Annotated in this window: 20 protein-coding genes; 13 read left to right on the top strand and 7 right to left on the bottom strand. The window is 69.1% G+C overall.

Features of this window, described 5'->3' with window-relative positions:
- Nucleotides 1-12 precede the first annotated feature (12 nt).
- From ABFX45_RS40365 to ABFX45_RS40380, 4 genes are all read right to left on the bottom strand, one after another.
- A complete protein-coding gene (locus ABFX45_RS40365) occupies nt 13-2100 on the bottom strand; it encodes an alpha-galactosidase (protein WP_346136111.1) in 2088 nt (695 codons plus the stop codon).
- Nucleotides 2101-2198: 98 nt separating this feature from the next.
- Nucleotides 2199-3596: a GntP family permease gene (locus ABFX45_RS40370; protein WP_112230158.1), complete on the bottom strand. Its 1398-nt coding sequence runs from the start codon at nt 3594-3596 to the stop codon at nt 2199-2201.
- Nucleotides 3593-5176 (bottom strand): N-acyl-D-amino-acid deacylase family protein, encoded by a 1584-nt coding sequence (locus ABFX45_RS40375; RefSeq protein ID WP_346136113.1) that lies wholly within the window; start codon nt 5174-5176, stop codon nt 3593-3595. Before ABFX45_RS40375 ends, ABFX45_RS40370 begins: the two co-directional genes overlap by 4 nt.
- A gap of 13 nt (nt 5177-5189) precedes the next feature.
- The gene (locus ABFX45_RS40380; RefSeq protein WP_428834286.1) at nt 5190-6470 is read right to left on the bottom strand and encodes an amino acid deaminase; all 1281 of its coding nucleotides are present in this window, start codon (nt 6468-6470) and stop codon (nt 5190-5192) included.
- A 97-nt stretch (nt 6471-6567) separates the two neighbouring features.
- Between ABFX45_RS40380 and ABFX45_RS40385 the strand changes: the two genes are divergently transcribed.
- The 8 genes from ABFX45_RS40385 (at nt 6568) to ABFX45_RS40420 (ending at nt 12215) form a co-directional block, all read left to right on the top strand.
- Nucleotides 6568-7533 (top strand): sugar kinase, encoded by a 966-nt coding sequence (locus ABFX45_RS40385; RefSeq protein WP_109640916.1) that lies wholly within the window; start codon nt 6568-6570, stop codon nt 7531-7533.
- On the top strand, nt 7534-8280 hold the full coding sequence (locus tag ABFX45_RS40390; protein ID WP_109640915.1) for an IclR family transcriptional regulator: 747 nt from the start codon (nt 7534-7536) through the stop codon (nt 8278-8280).
- A gap of 11 nt (nt 8281-8291) precedes the next feature.
- Complete coding sequence (locus tag ABFX45_RS40395; RefSeq protein ID WP_109640914.1) at nt 8292-8672, top strand: RidA family protein; 381 nt, start codon at nt 8292-8294, stop codon at nt 8670-8672.
- A gap of 225 nt (nt 8673-8897) precedes the next feature.
- The gene (locus tag ABFX45_RS40400; protein WP_146231809.1) at nt 8898-9194 is read left to right on the top strand and encodes a hypothetical protein; all 297 of its coding nucleotides are present in this window, start codon (nt 8898-8900) and stop codon (nt 9192-9194) included.
- Between the two features lie 391 nt (nt 9195-9585).
- Nucleotides 9586-10173 carry a baseplate J/gp47 family protein gene (locus tag ABFX45_RS40405; protein WP_346136119.1) on the top strand — a complete coding sequence of 196 codons (588 nt, stop codon included), beginning with the start codon at nt 9586-9588 and terminating at the stop codon, nt 10171-10173.
- Between the two features lie 97 nt (nt 10174-10270).
- A complete protein-coding gene (locus ABFX45_RS40410; RefSeq protein WP_346136121.1) occupies nt 10271-10933 on the top strand; it encodes a hypothetical protein in 663 nt (220 codons plus the stop codon).
- A gap of 59 nt (nt 10934-10992) precedes the next feature.
- Nucleotides 10993-11583, top strand: a complete 591-nt coding sequence (locus ABFX45_RS40415; protein ID WP_346136123.1) for a hypothetical protein — start codon at nt 10993-10995, stop codon at nt 11581-11583.
- Nucleotides 11580-12215 carry a hypothetical protein gene (locus ABFX45_RS40420; RefSeq protein WP_346136124.1) on the top strand — a complete coding sequence of 212 codons (636 nt, stop codon included), beginning with the start codon at nt 11580-11582 and terminating at the stop codon, nt 12213-12215. Before ABFX45_RS40415 ends, ABFX45_RS40420 begins: the two co-directional genes overlap by 4 nt.
- Here the strand turns inward: ABFX45_RS40420 and ABFX45_RS40425 are convergent.
- Nucleotides 12209-12550 (bottom strand): DUF1844 domain-containing protein, encoded by a 342-nt coding sequence (locus ABFX45_RS40425; protein WP_109640908.1) that lies wholly within the window; start codon nt 12548-12550, stop codon nt 12209-12211. The genes ABFX45_RS40420 and ABFX45_RS40425 overlap by 7 nt on opposite strands.
- A gap of 286 nt (nt 12551-12836) precedes the next feature.
- On the opposite strand from ABFX45_RS40425, the gene infC reads away from it, so the two are divergent.
- From infC to ABFX45_RS40450, 5 genes are all read left to right on the top strand, one after another.
- Complete coding sequence (gene infC / locus ABFX45_RS40430) at nt 12837-13451, top strand: translation initiation factor IF-3 (protein ID WP_109640907.1); 615 nt, start codon at nt 12837-12839, stop codon at nt 13449-13451.
- 49 nt (nt 13452-13500) lie between these two features.
- The gene (gene rpmI / locus ABFX45_RS40435; RefSeq protein WP_109640906.1) at nt 13501-13695 is read left to right on the top strand and encodes a 50S ribosomal protein L35; all 195 of its coding nucleotides are present in this window, start codon (nt 13501-13503) and stop codon (nt 13693-13695) included.
- A gap of 73 nt (nt 13696-13768) precedes the next feature.
- Nucleotides 13769-14158 carry a 50S ribosomal protein L20 gene (rplT, locus tag ABFX45_RS40440; RefSeq protein WP_109640905.1) on the top strand — a complete coding sequence of 130 codons (390 nt, stop codon included), beginning with the start codon at nt 13769-13771 and terminating at the stop codon, nt 14156-14158.
- Nucleotides 14155-14994 (top strand): TrmH family RNA methyltransferase, encoded by an 840-nt coding sequence (locus ABFX45_RS40445; protein WP_109641063.1) that lies wholly within the window; start codon nt 14155-14157, stop codon nt 14992-14994. Before rplT ends, ABFX45_RS40445 begins: the two co-directional genes overlap by 4 nt.
- A 36-nt stretch (nt 14995-15030) precedes the next feature.
- The gene (locus ABFX45_RS40450) at nt 15031-15978 is read left to right on the top strand and encodes a S41 family peptidase (protein WP_109641062.1); all 948 of its coding nucleotides are present in this window, start codon (nt 15031-15033) and stop codon (nt 15976-15978) included.
- Here ABFX45_RS40450 and ABFX45_RS40455 read toward each other — a convergent pair.
- Both ABFX45_RS40455 and ABFX45_RS40460 read right to left on the bottom strand, forming a co-directional pair.
- Nucleotides 15975-18677 (bottom strand): hypothetical protein, encoded by a 2703-nt coding sequence (locus ABFX45_RS40455; protein ID WP_346136128.1) that lies wholly within the window; start codon nt 18675-18677, stop codon nt 15975-15977. The genes ABFX45_RS40450 and ABFX45_RS40455 overlap by 4 nt on opposite strands.
- A 2-nt stretch (nt 18678-18679) precedes the next feature.
- Nucleotides 18680-20431, bottom strand: a complete 1752-nt coding sequence (locus tag ABFX45_RS40460; RefSeq protein WP_346136129.1) for an HSP90 family protein — start codon at nt 20429-20431, stop codon at nt 18680-18682.
- Nucleotides 20432-20536 lie beyond the last annotated feature (105 nt).

Below are 20536 nucleotides of genomic sequence, written 5' to 3' on the forward strand. Positions count from 1 at the left end.
GCTTTCGCATGCTCAGCGCAACCGCAGCAGGATCGCCTGCTCAGGCTCGAGCACCGGGAGCTGGATCCCGACGTCACCGAGCACCGAGCCGGGCAACGAGACCGGTTCCCACTTCGGCGAGTCCCGCCCGATCAGCCTCGGCCAACCGGCCGGCGCGTCGAACGACAGCTCGTACGTCCGCGCGGGATCGAGGCCGGGCAAGCGCACCCGCGCCGGCTTGTGCTGCACCGAAGTCGCGATCTGGGCGTAGCAGAACAGCGCCTCGGACCGATCGGCGGCGACCACGCCGTGCACCCACGCGGCGGGGTCCGGGTGGTCGGAGTGCACCGAGACACCGCTGTGCACCAGGGAGCGCACGTCCTTGTAGTACTCGATCGCCGCCTGCAGCCGCGCGCGTTCCTCGTCCGTGGCCGAGTTGATGTCCCATTCGATGCCGAAGTGGCCGAACAGGGCGGTGGCCACGCGGAACGAGAGGTCGTGCACGCGGCCGGTGGTGTGCGACCGGGTCGGGCCGACGTGCGCGCCCATCAGCTCCGGTGGCAGGAAGACGCCGGTCCAGCGCTGGATCAGCTGGCGTTCCAGGGCGTCGTTGCAGTCGGAGGTCCACACGCGGTCGGTGCGCGAGAGCACGCCCAGGTCGATCCGGGAGCCTCCTGACGAGCAGCTTTCGATCTCCACGTGCGGGTGCCGCAGCCGCAGGTCGTCCAGCAGCCGGTAGAACGCCTCGGTCTGGTCGTGCACCCGCGAGGCGATCAGGTCGCGGTTGTGGTCCCACTTCACGAACGCGATGTCGTTGTCGGACAACACGGACGAGACGCGTTCGAGGATGTACGCGTAAGCCTCGGGGTGCGCGATGTTCAGGACCTGCTGGTTGCGCCACGACGGCGCGAGCACGCCGGGGCGCGGGCCCAGCACCCAGTCGGGGTGGGCACGGTAGAGGTCGGAGTCGGTGTTGATCATTTCCGGCTCGAACCAGAGGCCGAACTCCATGCCCAGCGAGCGGACGTGCTCGATCAGCGGGGTGAGGCCGTCGGGCCACACCGTTTCGTCGACGTACCAGTCACCGAGCCCCGCGGTGTCGTCGCGGCGGTGGCGGAACCAGCCGTCGTCGAGCACGAACCGTTCGACGCCCACGGCGGCGGCCGTGTCGGCCAGTGACTTCAACCGCGCGAGGTCGTGGTCGAAGTAGACGGCCTCCCACGTGTTGAGCACGACGGGGCGGGGGCGCAGCGAACGCTCGCGCAGCTGACGGTGGAAAGCAGCGCTGATGCCGTCGATGCCCTCGGAGGAGTAGGCCGCGTACAGCCACGGCGACTCGTAGGTCTCGCCCGGCTGGAGAATGATCTCGCCCGGCAGCAGCAGTTCCCCGCCACCCAGGACGGGCGTCGAGTCGGGGAAGCTCTCCGCGTACGTCACGTGGTTGCCGCTCCACGCCACGTGCAGCGCCCACACCTCGCCGGAGCGGAACGAGAACCCCGGCGTGCCGGCCAGCAGCCCGATCGTCGCGTCCGGCCCGGTGCGCCCACGCCGGTTCTCCCGCACCCAGGTGCCGTAGGCGAACGGGTGCCGTTGCGGTGAACGCTCACGGCTCCAGCGCCCGGTGAAGTCGAGCAACTCGGTGGCGTGAGCAGGCGCGGGTAGCGCGGTCTCCAGTCCCTCCAACGCATACGGCGCCGAGCCGTCGTTGCGAACGGTGTGCCGCAGCCGGAGCATCCCGGACGACGCCAGTTCCACCACACCGGTCACGGTCAGCTCGGCCGCGGGATCCTCCGCCACGTAACGGAAGATCGAATCCTCGACCGAGAACGACGTCACCTTCAGCGCGGGCGCGAAGTGCTCACCGCCGCGATGTCCGCGCAGGCCGGGACGACCGGAGTGCCCGGCGCCCGCGTCCGGCAGCAGTGCGACCGCGACCGGGTGATCGGGTGCGCTGTTGGGGATGGTTCGCGTCAGCACGTCGGCCAGGGTGCGCAGGGCGTCCTGGCCGACGTCGCCGAGCGTTCGCCCCCAGTGCGTCACGACCGGGAGTCCTGCTCCCGGGACGTCGATCACCACGCTGGAGGTGGCGTCGTGCAGGTGCACGACCTCCGTGTTGTTCATGCGGGCCCCGTCCACATCAAACACAAATGAACAATGTGCCGATCCTGAGACGCGGGGCTCACGATGTCAAGCGTTCGAACTTGTTGAGTTGTGTCCGATTAGACGACCAGGCTGAGCAGTGCGGCAACCACGAAACCGACCACGGAGAGGATGGTTTCCAGCACCGTCCACGACTGCAGCGTTTCCTTCACCGAAAGGCCGAAGTAGCGGGAGACGATCCAGAACCCGCCGTCGTTGACGTGCGAGGCGATGATCGAACCCGCCGCGATCGCCATGACCACCAGTGCCAGCTGCGGCTGCGAGTAGTTCAGGTCCGCCAGCACCGGTGCCACGATGCCCGCGGTCGTCACGATCGCGACCGTCGCCGAGCCCTGCGCGATCCGGATCACGCAGCTGATCACGTACGACAGCGCGATCACCGGCAAGCCGATGCCGGACAGCTCACCCGCCAGCGTCTTGCCGATGCCGGTCGCGGCCAGCACGGCGCCGAAGAAGCCACCGGCACCCACCACGAGCAGGATCATGGCGACCGGCCGCAGCGACGCGCCGGACAGCTCCGCGATCTTCTCCCGCGTCATGCCGCGCCGGAAACCCAGCAGCCAGAACGCGAGCAGCACCGAGATCGTCAACGCCACCGCGGGCGTGCCGAAGAACGTGGCGATCGCGTACGGCGCGGAGCCCTTCTGCAACAGGATCGAGCCGAACGTGCCGGCGAGGATCAGCACCAGTGGCAGGCCGATGATCGAGAGCACCAGGCCGAGCGACGGCGGCTGGCGGTCACCGTTCTCCTTGCGGGCCTCCTCGGCCGCGACCAGCATCTCCTCCGGCACCGCGACGTTGATCCGCTTGCCGATCCAGTACGAGTACAGGACACCACCGACGAACCACGACGGGATCGCGACCGCGAGACCCATGATGATGATCCAGCCGAGCGACACCTTGAGCAGACCGGCAGCCGCCACCGGACCGGGGTGAGGCGGCATGAACGCGTGCATGACCGAAAGGCCCGCCAGCAAAGGCATGCTGAACAGGACGATCGACTTGCCGCTGCGCTGCGCCGCCACGTACACCAGCGGCGCCAGGACGAAGATGCCGATGTCGAAGAAGACCGGCACACCGAAGATCAGACCGGCCAGGCCGATCGCGACCGGCGCGCGCTTCTCGCCGAACGCGTGCATCAGCTTGTCCATCAGCACCTGCGCGCCGCCGGACGCCTCGAGAATCGCGCCGAGCAACGTGCCGAGACCGATGATGGCGGCGATGTGGCCGAGGATGCCGCCGAAGCCCCTCTCCAGCAACGAGTCCGAGGCCTTCTGCGCCGAACCGACCAACGTCTCGGTCGGCACGCCCGCGGCCAGCGCGACCAGCAGTGCCACCACGATCAACGCGATGAACGGCTCGACCTTGAACTTGATGATGAGGAGCAGCAGCACCGCGATGCTGACCACCGCGAGGGTCAGCAGACCCGGTGTTGTGTGTTGCAACCAGTCGATCACGGGCGGCTCCTGAGTGAATGGCCTGGCAATGCGCCGGTGGCGGTTCCGTCGTCGATCACCGTCACCCCGTTGCAGAACACGTACGGGATGCCGGCGGCCTGCTGCCGAGGCTGGTCGAACGTCGCCGTGTCGGCGATCGTCGAGGCGTCGAACAGCACCAGGTCGGCCGCGTAACCCTCGCGGACCAGACCCCGGTCGGTGAGCCGCAAACGCTTGGCGGCACGGCCGGTGAGGTGCTCGACGCACTCCTCCAGGCTCAGCACGCCCAGCTCGCGGACGTAGCGCGCGAAGTAGCGGGGGAACGTGCCCCACGCGCGCGGGTGCGGGCGGTCGCCGACGAGCAGCCCGTCGCTGCCGCCGGTGTGCGCCGGGTGCTTCATGATCGCCTGCACGTTCTCCTCGTGGCCCACGTGCATGAGGCAGGACGTGCCCAGGCGTTCGTCGACCAGCACGTCGAAGTACAGGTCTGCGGGCGCGCGTCCCAGCCTTTGCGCGGAAGCCCGGACACTCGCGCCGACCAGGTGCGTGTTGTGGTCGTTGCGCACCCCGTTGATCTCGATGGAGTCCCAGTCGACCGGCACGCCGTGGCACCCGTCCGAACCGATCTCCTCGATCTCCTCGCGGATCCGCTCTCGGGTGTCCACATCGGACAACCGGGCCAGCGCCTTCTCCGGTCCACCCTCCGTCGCCCACGACGGCAGCAGCGCGCTCAGGTAGGTCGCACCCGGCAGGTACGGGTAGGTGTCCAGCGAGATGTCCGCGCCGTGAGCGATCGCGTCGTCCAGCAACGCCAGCAGCTCGGGCGCTCTGCCCTTGTTGACGGGAAAGTTCATCGTGGCGTGTGCGAGGTGCAGTGCACAGCCCGAGCGCTTGGAAACGTCCACCATCTCGGCGTACGCCTCCAGCGCGCCCGCGCCGTAGCTGCGGTGGTGGGGGCTGTAGAACCCACCGTGCTGCCCGACGACCTCGCAGAGTCGCACGAGTTCGGACGTGTCCGCGTACATGCCCGGCGTGTAGGTGAGCCCGGACGACATGCCCATCGCGCCCTCCGCGAGCGACTGCGCGAGAACGGATCTCATGCTGTCCATTTCGGACTCCGTCGGCGGCCGGTCGTCCCAGCCGACGACGAGCATCCTGAGCGTGCCCTGTGGCACCAGGTAGGCGGCGTTCACCGCGATGCCCTGGTCGAGCCGGTCGAGGTACTCGCCGACCGAGCGCCAGTTCCAGTCGAAGCCGGGCGGGTCGTCGTTCCACCCGGCGAGCTGGCCTCGCAGCGTGGCGAGCACCTCGTCGTTCACCGGCGCGTACGACAGCCCGTCCTGGCCGAGGACCTCGGTCGTGACGCCCTGCGAGACCTTGGCCAGGTGGTCCGGCTCGGCCAGGATCCGCAGGTCCGAGTGCGAGTGCATGTCGATGAAACCCGGCGCGAGCACGAGCCCGTCCGCGTCGATCGACCTCCTGCCCGTCAACCCGTGTCCAATGGACGAGATGACGCCGTCCTTGATCGCCACATCCGCGCGGTAGGCGGATGTGCCCGTGCCGTCAGCGATCAGTGGTCCGCGCAGGACGACGTCGTCCATCAGTGCACTCCGATCAGAAGTAGGTGCGGATGAGGTCGACCACGGTCGTGCCCTCGACGACCGGGATGAGCTGCCACTTGTCGAACACCGTGCAGGGGTGGGAAAGACCGAGCCCGACCCAGTCACCGACCCGGACCGTGGCCTCGGCGCCGAGCGACAGGAACGCGTGCTGGTCGTTCAGCGCGGTCACCTTCGCCTGTGTCAGCGGGGCGATCGCGCCGTCCGGGCGGCGCACCAGCTGTGGTTCCGGCAGGCCCTCGTCGAACGACGCGTCGCGCTTGCCGATCGTCAGCAGCGCCAGGTCGCGCTGCGGCCGTGACGTCACTTGGGCCCACGCACGCAACGCACTGCGGAACGGCTCCACACCTTCGATGCGCGCGAACGGTGAGATCCCGCGGTAGAAGCCGTCGTCGTGCGTGATGTACGCGCCGCTGCGCAGCACCGGCGTCACCGGTACCGGCCACGGCTGCGCCAGCGTCGTGGCGACCTGGTCGAAGTACGCGCTGCCACCCGCGGTGACGATCACCTCGTCCAGCTCGTCGAGCATCCCGGTGTCGGCCATTCGCAGCACCAGCGTGCGCAGGTCGGTCAGGTATCGGTCCACAATGGACTGCGAGGACTCGGACGCGTCGTGCGCCAGCGCGCCTTCGTAGCCGCCGGCACCGGCCAGGCGCAGCACCGGGCTCTGGCCGACCGCGCGGGCGACGGCGAGTGCCGTCTCCAGGTCGCGCGCCCCGGTCCGCCCGCCAGGAGCGCCGAGCTCGACCAGCACGTCGACCGGCCGCGACGGCTGCAGCTCCTGCAACGTCTCGCTCATCAGCGCGACGCCCGCCTCGGAGTCGGCCCAGCAGCTGAACTCGAAGCGCGGGTCGCGGTCCAGCTCGGCCACCAGCCAGCGCAGCGCGGCCGGGTCGAGCAGCTGGTTCGCCAGCAGGACGCGTGAGATGCCGAATGCCCGGTAGACGCGCAACTGCGACGCGTTGGCCGCGGTGAGACCCCAGACGCCGTGCTCGACCTGCCGCTGGAACAACTGCGGCGCCATCGTCGTCTTGCCGTGCGGTGCCAGCTTGACGCCGTGGTTGTCACACCACTTCGCCATCGTCGTCAGGTTGTGCGTCAACGCGTCCGCGTCCAGCACGACGAGCGGGCCGACGAACTCGTCGGCGAAGAGGTCCAGCCGCCGGTCGGCGACCTCGCCGATGGTCGAGCCGAACGTGCTCGAGGGCAGGCCCTTGAACCGCCAGCTGATCCGTTCCGACCTGATGTCCGCGACGGCCGAGAGGTCCATCTCCATCAGTTGTTGCATATTTTGCAACTCCCATTGCGCGATGTGATGCTGGAGTGTGTAGCATTCGGGTGCGCCGCCGTCAACGAACACCTCTGGAGCACGCATGCGGTTCGAACACGTAGGCGGTGTCGTTTGCCTCGGCGAGACCATGGTGATGATGGTTCCGGCTGAGCCCGGTCCCGTGCACCTCGTGCGGACCTGGCACCGGGCCATCGGCGGCGCCGAGTCCAACGTCGCCTGCCACCTCACGCGCCTCGGCGTCGACGCGGCGTGGGTCGGCGCGGTCGGCGACGACTCGTTCGGGCTGGCGGTGCTCGACACGATCGGCGGCTTCGGCGTGGACGTGTCGCGCGTGCGCGTCGACCCGGCCCGCCCGACCGGCCTCTACGTCAAGGAGGCCTCACCGCACGGCAGCCCGGTGCGCTACTACCGGCAGGGCTCCGCGGCGTCGGGCATGGGGCTGGAGATGATCGACCGGCTCGACCTCCGCGAGGTGAAGCTGGTGCACGTCAGCGGAATCACGGCCGCCCTGTCCGACTCGTGCCTCGCGATGATGCGCGAGCTGCTGAGGCGGCCGCGGCACGGCTTCAAGATCTCGTTCGACCTGAACTGGCGGCCCGCGCTGTGGGCCGATCGCGATCCGCGCGTGCTGCGGGAGCTCGCGGACCTGTCCGACATCGTCCTCGCGGGTTCCGACGAGGCGGAACTGGTGTGGGGCACCGGTGATCCGGCCCGGCTGCGGATGCTGCTGCCCGGCCCGGCCTCGCTGGTGGTGAAGCACGGGGCGGACGGCGCGACCCTGCTGGAAGGCGGTTCGACGCACTTCGAACCGGCGCTGAAGGTCGAGGTCGTGGAACCGGTCGGCGCGGGTGACGCGTTCGCGGCCGGGTTCCTGGCGGCGACGCTGGCGGGGGAGACGCCGTCGGTGCGGTTGCGCGCGGGGCACCTGCAGGCCGCTGCCGCTTTGCTCACCGCGGAGGACGTCGGCGATCCTTTGCCGGACGACGTGACAGATCCGCTGCTGCGCGCCGACCCGCGGACCTGGGCGTCCGCCCGCCTGGAGGTCTAGATGAGCCAGAGCCTCGACCGCGCGCTCACGCTGGTGAGCCAGCTCGCGACGGGCCCGAAGACGCTGGACGAGCTGTCCGGCGTGATCGGTGTGCACAAGTCGACGACGCTGCGGCTGCTGCGCACGCTGGAGTCGCACCGGTTCGTGCAGCGCGACGGTGTGCACCACTACCGCCTCGGCACGGCGCTCTTCGACCTCGCCAACCGCGCCCTGGAGGAACGCGACGTCCGGCGCGCGGCCGAGCCCGCGTTGCGCGACCTGAACTCCCGCCTGGGTTACACGATCCACCTGGCGTCCTACGAGGACGGTGAGGTGATCTACATCGACAAGTACGAGTCGAGCCACCCGATGCGGATGTACTCACGCATCGGCCGCCGCGCGCCGTTGCACTGCACGGCCGTCGCGAAGATCCTCCTGGCCGACCTGCCCGCGCCGACGCTGCAGAAGCTGCTGGCCGGCATGGAGTTCCCGCGGCTCACGGCGAACACCATCATCGGCCCGACCGCCTACCTGGCGGAGCTGGAACGCGTGCGCGCCAACGGTTACGCCGTCGACAACGCCGAGCACGAGGACTTCATCCACTGCATCGCCGCCCCGATCAAGGGTGCGCGGGGCGAGGTGCTCGCCGCGGTCTCGATGTCGGTGCCGAAGGTGCTGCTCGACTTCGACGGGCTGCTGGCCCACCTGCCCGACCTGCTCGCCACCGCCGAAGCTGCCTCCGTCGAGTGCGGTTACGTTCCGAGATAAGGGGAAATCCGTTGTCCAAGGTTGAGATCAAGACTGCCGACGCACCGCAGCCGGTGGCGAAGTTCTCGCAGGGTGTGCGCAAGGGCAACATCCTGCAGGTCGCCGGTCAGGTCGCGTTCGACCCGAAGTCCGGCGAGATCGTCGGCACCACGGTGGCCGAGCAGACGCGCCAGACGTTCGCGAACCTCAACGCGGTGCTGGCCGCCGGTGGCGCGTCCATCGACGACGTGGTGATGATCCGCGTCTACCTCACCGACACCGCGCACTTCGCGGAGCTGAACGAGGTCTACGGCGAGTTCGTGACGGAGCCGGCGCCCGCCCGCACGACCGTCTACGTGGGACTGCCGGCCGGTCTGCTGGTGGAGATCGACGCGCTGGCCGTCGTCGACTGACCGGTGTTGAACGAGGAAGGCGCGCCCTGGTTTCAGGGTGCGCCTTTCCCGTTCAGCGATCAGCTACGGCTGACTCACGGCGCCGGTGTGGCCCGGTGGCGTGGTCGACTGCTGTGCTCGGGTGGCCCACGCTGGACAGCCGGATGCGTCGACGAACGTGCTGAATGATGTTCATTCGTGGTTCCGGAATCAGCACGCGGCGAATCAACGGAGGCAGGGGTCGTGATGAAAGAGCCGGACGGCTGGGAGTGGGTCGATGAGCTGCCCGATGAGTGGAGGCCGCCGCAGGAGCTGGAGGCGCCCACGAACGATCCCGGCACGAACCTGGCGATCAGGCTGCTGTCCGACGACAAGACGGTAGGTCACAACGTTCGAGTGCTCGTCGGGCAGTGGATCGCTGAACGCTCCTTGTTGACGCTGTGGTTTCTCGGCGACATGGGCGGGGCCAGGGGACGCATTCGGCTGGAGGCCGAGTTGGCGGCCCTCGACAGCAACCTTCAGCACGCTGTGTATGACGCCTGACCAGTCGTTCCGGTTTGGCAGAGGCATTGCAGGACGCGATCAGGACACTCGCCACAACGAGGGGCGCGGAGCCTGAGTGACTGGACCACGACGGCGTGATGCTTTGCTGATGGCGTGCCTCCACCCGGAGGTACGCCATCACCAGTTTTGAGGCCACGGTTGATATCGGCGAAGGCCAACCTCCGAGTGCGGGCCGCACTGCACGCGATCAGGCCAGACGAAGTACCCGCGTCGCGCACGCTGCCCACGACCGTTGCCAGGGGGCCGGGTCGAGCACGACTCCGGCGCCTGCCTGCTGCGCAACCTGGCCGGTTGGCAACAGCGGCGGCCGGCCATGACCGACGGGCCGGTGTGCGCGGCGCACACCGGCCCACCCCCTACGTTGGAGATCGTGAGAATGGATGAAATCGGCCTGGCGGAGTCTCTTGCGACCGCCGGGCTCGACTACGTGGGGATGGTCGCCACCACCGCCACCTACGCGCCGCCGACTCTCGTCACGTTCGCCCATGCCGGAGGCGGCGGCGAGTTCGTGTGTGCTGAGGAAGTCGCCTATGACGACCCGCAGCGGGTGGCGAAGCTGAACGCTGCCTGGATGCGGATGTGCACAGACGCGGGTCTGTTCGACAACAGCCATCGGTTCCTCGTCGGCGTCAAGATCGAGGAGAGCGACGACGAGGATCCTGTGTGGTGGTGGGCTGAGGTCGCGCTGATGGACAGTTGGGATCTCGCCGGTGCTGGTGCGGCAACGGGCGTGCTCGGGACCGGAGCCGGCTACCCGGCATTCGTGATGCTGTCGTTGGACGGGAATGTGGTTGTGCGCGCTGCTCGTGAGCAGGGCGGAGTTGGCATTGGTGTACATCGCTGTCCGAACCGCATGCCCGTCCTGCGAAGCCATGGCGAGTGGATGGCCGATTGGCCGGATTCCCCGGAATTCACTCGGAACGCGATCCGGCGGTGGCTCGACGCGCATCCGGAGTGACCCGGTCGGTCTGCTGGATGGAATCCAACGCGCGGACCCTGATCGACAGGTGCTTTGCTGATGGCCTGCCTCCACCCGGAAGCACGCCATCACCAGTTTGGAGGACACGGTTGATAGCGGAGAAGGCCAACCTCCGAATGCGGGCAGCACTGCACGCGATCAGGCCCGACGAAGCCCCTCTGCCACCCACCCTGCCGCCACCGCGACCAAGGGCTGGACCGAGCACGACTCCGGCGCCTACCTGCTGCGCAACCTGTCCGACGGCACCAGCCCGGACGGCGACCTGCACGCTTACGAGGCGAACATCAACAGCCAGGAAATCCCGCGTGGCAACGACGTGGCCGAACTGCTGGGCGTGTCATTGGCCTATGCGCGCGCATGCCTCAGACAAGCACGCAAACCGGTCACCGCGCTGTTCTCCATCTCCGAGCCGTACGACGACGTCATCCCCGTGACCACCACAGTGACGTTCTGGGCCGACCGCGGCACACGCGTGGAAGGGTTCGAGGACGACCTCCGGCCGTTGATGCTGTTGAGCACCGCGAACACCGACTTCCTGTACGCGTGCACCGAGGACCACGAGAAGGTCATGGCCGACACCGCCGAGGCCCTCACCGCGCAGGGCTTGTCGCGTGAGGAGTCGGTGCGAAAGGTCAACGAGTTCTGGGGTCTGCCGAGCCGGCGGTGGGCGCTGCTGTACGGCGACTGGATCGGGCGGCAGCCGGGCGAGCACTGGGCCGGGCTCATCACCACGGCGTGAGCGTTCTCCTCGACGGACGACACGGATCCGTTGGTTGTTGTTTGTGAAACCATCGCTCCATGAAGTGGTACGCGGACAGACCTGTCAGGCTCACGCGTCAGCTGATCGCCGACCTCCTCGCCGTCGGATGGGTGGCCCTGTGGATCTGGGTGGCCACCACCGCCCACGACTGGGTCCTCGAGCTGAGAGCCCCCGGCGACGGCCTGGTCAACGCGGGCGGCGACATCCGCGACGTCTTCACCAACGCCGCCAGCAAAGCCAAAGGTGTCCCGTTCGTCGGCGACGACCTGTCCGGGGCGCTCGGCAACGGCACCAAGGCCGGCGAGTCGCTCATCGGCGCGGGCAACACCCAGATCAGTGTGGTTCAGGACACCGCGGTCTGGCTTGCAACCGCTCTCATCGCGATCCCCGTCCTGTTCCTGCTCGTCACCTGGCTGCCGCTCAGACTCCGGTACGCCCTCAAAGCCGGCCACACCGCGAGACTCAAGGACATGCCGGACCTGCTTGCCCTGAGAGCGCTTACCAGCCTGAAGCCGAAGGAGCTGAGCAGGTTCCCCAACGACCCCGCGGTCGGATGGCGCACCGGTGACACCGACACCATCGAGGAGCTGGCCAGAAGGCAGCTCGCGGCGCTGGGGGTGCGGGCATGATCGCGCTGGCCGTGATTTCCGCCGTCGTGGCGATGTGCGCGATGGCCGCCGCGTTGTGGCAGGCCCGTGAGGCGAAGAAGGCCCAGGAAGCCGCCAGGAACGCCGAGCAGGCCGCGAACAGGGCGCAGGAAGAGGCGCAGGCCGCGCGCAAGGCCGTCGAGCAGGCCGCGACGAGTGCGCTGCAGGCCAGGACTGCGGCGGAGGAAGCCAGGAAGGAAGCGGCGCAGGCGCAGGAGGCGGCCACGGCGTCGCGGATGCTGGCCGATGAGGCGCAACTCACAGCCCAGCAGGCCACGCAGCAGGTCAACGAGATCACCGAGGCCCTCGCCGCCGAACGGAGCAGGCGGGGCATGCCGACGTTCGCCATCACGCCCGGTGCGCCGGACGAGTTCCGGCTCAGCTACTTCGGCGGGCCCGCCGTCATCGAGCAGCTCACGGTGTCCGTGGTGCCGGGGAGCAGGGTGCTCGGTCTTTCCCAGCACGACGAGCCCCCGGCCGAGCACCTGGAGATCGGGCCGCTCCACAACGGCAGCGCCATCACGTTCAGGGCGGCCACCGGGCAGCGGGCCAGTGCGGTGTTCCAGATCAGGGCCGAGCCCTGGGAGCCCGTCGTGGTGAGAGCGGATCAGTAGACCGGGCCGGTGTACTTCTCGCCGGGGCCCTGGCCCGGTTCGTCGGGTACGACGGAGGCCTCGCGGAACGCGCGCTGCACCGACTGCAGGCCGTCCTTCAGCGGTGCGGCGTGCGGGCCGAGGTACTCCGAGGACGCGGTGACCAGGCCGGCCAGGGCGGTGATCAGGCGGCGGGCCTCGTCCAGGTCGCGGCGCGGGGAGGTGTCCGGGTCCGGGTCGGCGAGGCCCAGGCGCTCCGCGGCGGCGGACAGCAGCATCACGGCCGCCCGGCTGATGACCTCGATGCTGGGAACATCGCCCAGGTCACGGATGCTGTCTTCAAGCGGCTCAGTCACGGCACCATTCAAGCAAGCGGACGTCGCGGGCCCGCGATTCGGGGGTTGACAACGGCGTCTGCTACTATTTCCGACGCGACCAGCTCTCGTTAGTGCGAGAGCGGCAAGTGGAGCCCCGCTCCCACCCGCGTTCACCGCCTCACGAGGTGGCCGGGTCCGGTCCTCCTGACATCAGGGCACACGGGTGCCCAATGTGCAGGTTTGCGATCGGTCGGAAGCGGGCCCTGTTGTCGACATCGACGACGGGGCTCTTGTTTTTGGCGCAAACGAGTCGCAAAGGACGTGAATGACAAGTCCCTCGAACCGAGGTGCTCCCGCGAGCACCGAGCCGCGCATCAACGACCGCATCCGCGTGCCTGAGGTCCGTCTGGTCGGACCGAACGGCGAGCAGGTCGGGATCGTTCGCATCGAGGACGCACTCCGACTCGCGCAGGAATCGGATCTGGACCTCGTCGAGGTCGCCGCGCAGGCTCGACCTCCGGTCTGCAAGCTCATGGACTACGGCAAGTTCAAGTACGAGACCGCTCAGAAGGCTCGTGAATCTCGCCGTAACCAGCAGCTGACGGTCATCAAGGAGCAGAAGCTCCGGCCGAAGATCGACCCGCACGACTATCAGACGAAGAAGGGCCACGTGGCCCGCTTCCTCTCGCACGGGAACAAGGTCAAGGTGACCATCATGTTCCGCGGTCGAGAGCAGTCGCGCCCCGAGCTCGGCTACCGGTTGCTGCAGAAGCTGGCGGAGGACGTCGCGGAGCTGGGCTTCGTCGAGTCCAACCCCAAGCAGGACGGCCGCAACATGATCATGGTGTTGGCGCCGCACAAGAACATCAAGGCGCGTCCGGTCAAGCAGGACCAGGACGACGTCGTCCAGGGGGACGACGCCGCCGAAGCCGCCGAATAGGACGCATGCCCGCCCCCGACCCGGTGGGTAGCACGAGACGAGGACGGAAATGCCGAAGAACAAGACGCACAGCGGGACCTCGAAGCGTTTCAAGGTCACCGGTAGCGGCAAGATCGTCCGGGAGAAGGCCGGCAAGCGCCACATCCTGGAGAAGAAGTCGAGCCGCGTCACCCGTCGCATGAGCGGCACCGCGGTCGTGTCGGAGAACGACGCGCCGCGCATCAAGAAGCTGCTCGGTCTCTGACCCGCTTCGACACCCCTTAGCAACTCGGGGGAGGGCCCCGACCCCTCCCCCATGAGATCGACAGGATGGACCCGTGGCACGCGTCAAGCGGGCTGTGAATGCCCAGAAGAAGCGTCGTACCACCCTTGAGCTGGCGAGCGGTTACCGCGGCCAGCGCTCGAGGCTGTACCGCAAGGCCAAGGAGCAGGTGCTCCACTCGCTCAACTACGCGTACCGCGACCGCCGCGCGCGCAAGGGTGACTTCCGCAAGCTGTGGATCCAGCGCATCAACGCCGCTGCCCGCGCGAACGGCATGACCTACAACCGTCTCATCCAGGGCCTGCGGCTCGGAGGCGTCGAGGTCGACCGCAAGATCCTCGCGGACCTCGCCGTCACCGACGCCACCGCCTTCGCGGCCCTCGTCGAGATCGCCCGCAAGGCGCTCCCGGCCGACGTGAACGCCCCGGCCGAGGACAAGGCCTGAGCCAGCACGCACGCGGACAACGACCCGAGGCAGCTCCGTTCACCGAACGGACACCTCGGGTCGTTGCTGCTCGCCACCTGACCCGCCGCCAGGGCCGTGACAAGGCAGGCCGCTTCCTCGTCGAGGGCGCCCAGGCCGTGCGCGAGGCACTCGCCTGGAAGAACGGTCAGGTCCACGAACTCTTCGTCACGGCGATGGCCGCGGAACGCAACCCCGAGCTGCTCCAGAGCGCCGCGCAGGCGGGCATCCGGATCAGCGAGGTCACCGACAAGGCCGCCGCGTCGCTGTCGGAAACCGTGACGCCCCAAGGCCTTGTCGCGGTCTGCGACGCCGTGCCGCAGCCGCTGGACACCGCGCTGCAGGGCACACCCCGCCTCGTCGCCGTGCTCCACGGCGTCTCCGATCCCGGCAACGCGGGCACCGTCACGCGCGTGGCGGACGCGGCCGGTGCCGACGCGGTGATCTTCGCCGGTGACACCGTCGACCCGCACAACGGCAAGTGCGTGCGCGCCTCCACGGGCTCGCTCTTCCACCTGCCGATCGCGCGTTCCCGTGACGCCGCAGAGGTTTTCGCCGCCTGCCGCGCCGCCGGTCTCCGGCTCGTCGCCGCCGACGGCTACGCCGAGACCGACCTCGTCGAGGCCTCGGTCAGGGGTGAGCTGGCCCAGCCCACCGCGTGGGTGTTCGGCAGCGAGGCCCACGGCCTGCCCGACGACGTCGTCGCCTCCCTCGACACCTCGCTCAAGGTGCCGCTGTACGGCGCCGCCGAAAGCCTCAACCTCGCGACGGCCGCCGCGGTGTGCCTCTACGCCTCCGCCCGCGACCAACGGAATTGAGCTGACGCGAGCCGGGTGCGCGGCTACTGTGCGCCCGTGCGCGAATCAGAGGTCGAACTCCTATGCTCCCAGCTGGCTTCCTACTACGTCTTCCCGGACGTCGCCGAGGACATCACCAAGGTCCTGCGGGCCAGGCTGGCAGAGGGCGCTTACTCCGATGTGGACGATGAGGGGTTCGCCGAGCGCGTCACCGCCGACCTCCAGTCGGTCAACGGCGACAAGCACCTCCGCCTGCTGTACAGCCACGACGAGGTGCCGGAGACCGGTCAGGAGTCGGCCTGGGACCCGGTGGCCTACCGCAGGGAAGCCGAGCTCGACGCGTTCGGCATCACCAAGGTCGAGCGGCTCAAGGGCAACGTCGGCCTGCTGAACCTCCGGCTGCTGCACGACGCCGAGATCGCCACGCCTGCCGTCACCGCGGCCATGAACCTGATCGCCCACACCGACGCGCTGATCATCGACCTGCGCGACAACGGCGGCGGTGACCCCAACACCGTCGCCCTGATCTGCAGCTACCTGTTCGACGAGCGCGTGCACCTCAACGACATCTACAACCGCCCGGACGACACCACCGAGCAGTACTGGACGCTGCCGCACGTTCCCGGCCCCAGGTTCGGCGGCGAGAAGCCGATCTTCGTGCTCACCAGCAACCGCACGTTCTCCGGCGCGGAAGAGCTGAGCTACAACCTGCAGCAGAACAAGCGCGCCACCCTCATCGGCGAGACCACCCGGGGCGGTGCCCACCCCGGCGACCGCTACCGGGTCGGCCCGCATCTCAAGTCGTCGATCCCCAACGGCCGCGCGATCAACCCGATCTCCGGCACGAACTGGGAAGCCGTCGGCGTCGTCCCCCACATCGAGGTGCCCGCGGACGAGGCGTTCGACGTCGCCTACAAGAAGGCGCTGGAACACGTGCTGACGCTCGGCAACGACGGCCCCCGCCGCACGATCGCGGAGGCCGCCGAGCAAGCCTTGAGCGGCTAGTCCAGCCTGGCTGTCAGCTCACGCACCAGCGGATCCGTTCCGGACGCCTTCTTCTGGCGCTGCAACGCCTCCGACAGCACCGACAGCACGTTCCCGACCTGGCTGTCGTCGGGCAGCAGCGATGCCGCCCGGCGCGCCTCGGCCTCCGCGCCCTCGGGGTCGTCGGCGTTCAGCAGCACGTGCGCCGCCCGCAGCACGACGAACACCCGCCAGCCCTCGTCGCCCAGCGACACCACCAGCGCCTCGGCGTCCCGGTAGTGCTTCATCGCCAGCGCGAACTCACCGGCCTGGCCGTGCACCCACGCGCGGATCGCGACGATCTCCGCCTGCCGCCGCGTGACCTCCGTCGGGTCGTCGAGCGCCGGCAGCAGCGCCTCGGCCTCGTCGACGGCGGCACGGGTCTCGACGATGTCGTCGTCCGGCAGGTTCGAGGCCAGCTCGACCAGCGAACCGATCGCCTCCGAGACGTTGCCCTCCTGCTGCCACAACGCGGCCGCCGCACGCCAGGAAGCCGTGGCCTCGTCGTGCTTGTTCATCCGGCCCTGCACGGAGGCGAGCGCGTCCAGCAGGAACGCCCGGCGCGCCACCTCCTCCGGCGGCAGCAGTTCGGACGCCTCGCGCAGGTACCGCTCGGCCGCCGGGAGCTCACCCAGCTTGCGGCACACCTGCCCGAGCCGGAACACCACCTGCAGCCGCAGGTCCTCCTGGCCGTCCTGCAGCAGCCGCAACGACTCCTCGAGCACCTCGGCGGCCTCGACGAACCTGTCCGTCTGCACGTACCCGCCGCTCAGCGCGAAGCAGAAGTGCGCGGTGTGGCCGGGGGAGAGGTGCACGCGCGAGATCGCCACGGCCTCGCGCAGGTCGGACAGGCACGCGGCCTCCTGGTCCAGCTCCTGGATGGCGGCGACCTGGTACCAGCGCGCCTCGGCGGCTTCCGGGAGCGGGAACGCCGACACGAACTCGCGCGCCGTCGCCATCGCCTCTGCCACGCGACCTTGCACCGTCTCCAGCCGCAATCGCAGCCGGAAGCCCTCGAACCGCGCGCTCGGCGGCAGCTCACCGGCCATGGCCGCCACGACGCCGGCGTAGGCGCCTTCGAGATCCTGTTGCCGCGCCCGGTGTTCCGCCGCCTCGACCAGGACCCGGCCGCGCAGCTCCGGAACGTCCAAAGAGGACGCCAAAGCCAGCATCTCCGAAGCCCGCTCGTGCGCGTGCGCGTCGTCGAGCAACTCGGCCAGCGTCAGCGCCGCGACCGACCGCGTGAAGTCGGACTCGGCCTCGGCCAGGCACCGCTCGGCGAGCTCCAGGCCGCCTTCCAGCCCGATCGCCATCCGCGCCTGGTACCGCAGCGCGTGGTCGCGCGGCAGCTGGGTCAGCAGCTCCTCGAACACCGCGGGATCGAACGGCACCAGCCCCGTCGTCATCCGCCGGATGCCCGCGTGCGCAGCGAGATCGGGCGGCAGCAACGAGTCCATGTCCGCTGGCAGCGAGTCGAGCATCCGCCGCGCCCGCACGAAGTCGCCCTGCTCGTACAGCGTCACCATCGCCTCGGCGATCTCCACCGGATCTCCGAACACGACCGGCTCGTCGGCGGGCACGGCCACCGGCGCGGACGGGACCGCCAGCTCGACGTGCGGATAACCGGCCTGCTCCAAGGCCTTCGTCACCCGGTCGAGCCACGCCGTCGTGCCGTTGCGGGCGTCGAACGCCTTGGCCAGCTCCACCGCCCGCGCCGACAGCCGGTCGAGCAACGCGGCAGCCGTCAGCGTGCCGACGGACGGCACCTCGAACACCGTGTCCGCGGGAATCCGTTGCAGCAGCACGGAAGCGCACTCGGCGAACGACATCTCGTCGGCCGGCAGCTGCGCCGCGGTCACCTTGTGCAGCGACCGGCGCAGGATGTCCTCGCCGCGGGCGATGTTGCCCGTCAACGCGCAGAACCGGATGTGCTCGTGCACGTACGACGTGATCTCGTCGTCCTTGATCAACCGGTACGCGGTCGTGTGCGCGTGCGCCGCCCGTTCGGCGTCACCGATCTCCAGCAACGGCCACAGCAGCGCCGTGAGAATTCCCTGCGGCTGCGTGGAACAGTTCGTGTTGCCGGACAAGCCTTCCCAGCCGTGCGCGGCGGCCTCCTGGTGCCGCCCCAGCCGCGCCAGCATCCAGACCTGCTCCTCGACCACGCACGCGTCGCAGTCCGCCATCGGGCCGGACTCGGTGGCCAGGTACTTCCCGAGGTGCTCGGCCAGTCCCGTCAGGTCACCGACGTGGTAGGCGAGCTCGGCGCGCGCACCGTGCACCGGCTGCACCGAGAACCCGAGCCGCCCGTAGCGGTCGGCGAGCTGCCCGATCACGGCCTCCAGCTGCTCCAGCGAGAACCGCGGGTCCCGCCGCAGCCCGGTCGCGATCCACTTGTGCGACCAGTTCAGCGAGTGGATCTCGTAGTCGTTGAACGCCTCCGGATCCTTCTCCTCGGCGGCACGGGCCCACGCGAACGGCGCGAGCATCAGGTCGTAGCGCGAGAGGTAGTAGGCGGAGTCGATCAACGCGATCCGGCACGACACCCCGAGCGGCAGGTGCCCGAGCGCGTCGGACATCCGCGCGGCACGTTCCAGCGCCTCGTGCTTCGGCATGCCCGTGGGCATGTTGTACGCCTCCAGGAACGCGCTTTCGGCGTCCTCGGCGGTGAAGTCGGTCATGGTCATCTACCCCCAACGGCGCGGTCCAGCAGTTCCAGGAACGAACGGTTGAGCGCCGCCGTGTCCTTCGGTCGCATCGCCCGCCGCGCTTGAAGAACGGCGTGCACGTACAGAGACTCCAACGTCAGTTCCACCAGCGCCGGGTCGGTCAACCGCGCGAGCCGCTGCACGAGCGGGTTGCGGCAGTTCAGCACCAGCTGCTCCGGCCGCGCGGAACCGGACTCCGCCGTGAGCTGTCCCAGCAGCTCCGCCCACAACGGATCGGTGACCTCCTCCGCGGTCTGCTCGGTGTCGAGCTTGCGCTGCTGCTCGGCGTTGCTGATCAGCAGGGCCGGCAGCGAGACCGGGTCGAAGTCGCGGATCACCGCGTCGCAGTCGTGCCGGTCCAGTGCCGCCGCGCCCTCGGACAGCCGCAGCCGCAACGCCGTCTCGATGCCCGGTTCCGGATCGGCCAGCGCCGCCAGCAGCTCGGAAGGCGCCACCCGGCGCGCGACGGCCGGTCCGTCCAGCGCGCTCAGGCGGTTCAGCAGTTCCAGGTCGTAGGCGTAGCCGGCGTTCACGAGGCCCAGCCCCTGCGCGGCCGCGACCGGCGCGAGCTGGTGGAACTCGTCGACGTCCGGGATGTAGAGGATCGCGCCGTGCTTGCGTCTGAACTGCCGCAACGGGATCGGGCCGTCCGTCGTCTCGAACGGCAGCCAGCGCTCGACCAGCCGCAGCATCTCGTCGTCCGACCGCGCCAGCGACTTGATCCCCAGGTGGTGCGCGGCCAGCAGCTCACCGGCGCGGCGCGGCTCGATCGCGTCCAGCCTGATCAGCCAGTCGCGGATCTGCTCGCCCAGCTCCTCGCGCACCGCCAGCAGCATCTCGTCCTGGTACAGCGACTCGCGCGACGCCGTCGGCCGGATCGCGGACGCGTCGACCACGCACCGCACGAAGTAGGCCCAGTCCGGCAGCAGGCCCTCGACGTTGTCGCCGACCAGCATCCGCTTCAGGTAGACCCGGTGCGTCTGCCGCGTGCCCGGATGCACCCCGGACGGCAGCACGAACGCGACACCGGTCAGCCCGGCCGCCTCGACGTCGATCGGGATCGCCTCGAACGGCGTGAACCCGAAGATCTGCTCGCAGTACGACGACAGGTCCGCGTCCTCGTCGTCCCACGGCCGTTCGCCGCGGGTCACGACGGAGCCGTCCAGCGTCACGGCGGCCGGGAGCAGATCGCCGTAGTCGCTCACCAGCGGCCGCACCACGTCCGCTTCGAGCCAGTGCTCGTTGCCGTGCGACGCCGTCAGCAGCACCGTCGTGCCGACCGGCACGTCGTCGTCCACCGCGGAAACCGTGTAGTTGCCCGAGGAATCCGCTTGCCAGCGCACGGCGGAACCACCGCGGGCGGACCGGGTGATGACCGTCACTGAAGAAGCGACGAGGAAGCACGACAGCATGCCGACGCCGAACTGGCCGAGGAACCCGGTGCGCGCGAACCCCAGGTCATCGCGCTTCGAGGTGCGGCCGAGCGTCGACAGCAGCTCGTGCACCTCGTCCTCGGTGAGGCCCACGCCGCTGTCGGTGATCCGGAGCTCCGCGCCGCAGGTGATCGAGACCTCGGCGGGGCAGGACGGGTCGAGCTCACGCCGCGCCGTGATCGCGTCGACGGCGTTCTGCAGCAGTTCACGCACGTAGACGCGGGGGCTGCTGTACAGGTGATGGCTGAGCAGGTCGATGATGCCGCGCAGGTCGACGCGGAAGGTGTGCGACATGATGCCGCCCATCCTAGGGACGCACCAGGGGCCGGTGCCGCTCTTTAATGGAACGTCCGGGAGCGGTCAAGAGCGCACCCACTAGGATCGGGGAGTTGATTTCCG

It is taken from the genome of Lentzea roselyniae (assembly GCF_039537795.1).
Classification (GTDB): domain Bacteria; phylum Actinomycetota; class Actinomycetes; order Mycobacteriales; family Pseudonocardiaceae; genus Lentzea; species Lentzea atacamensis.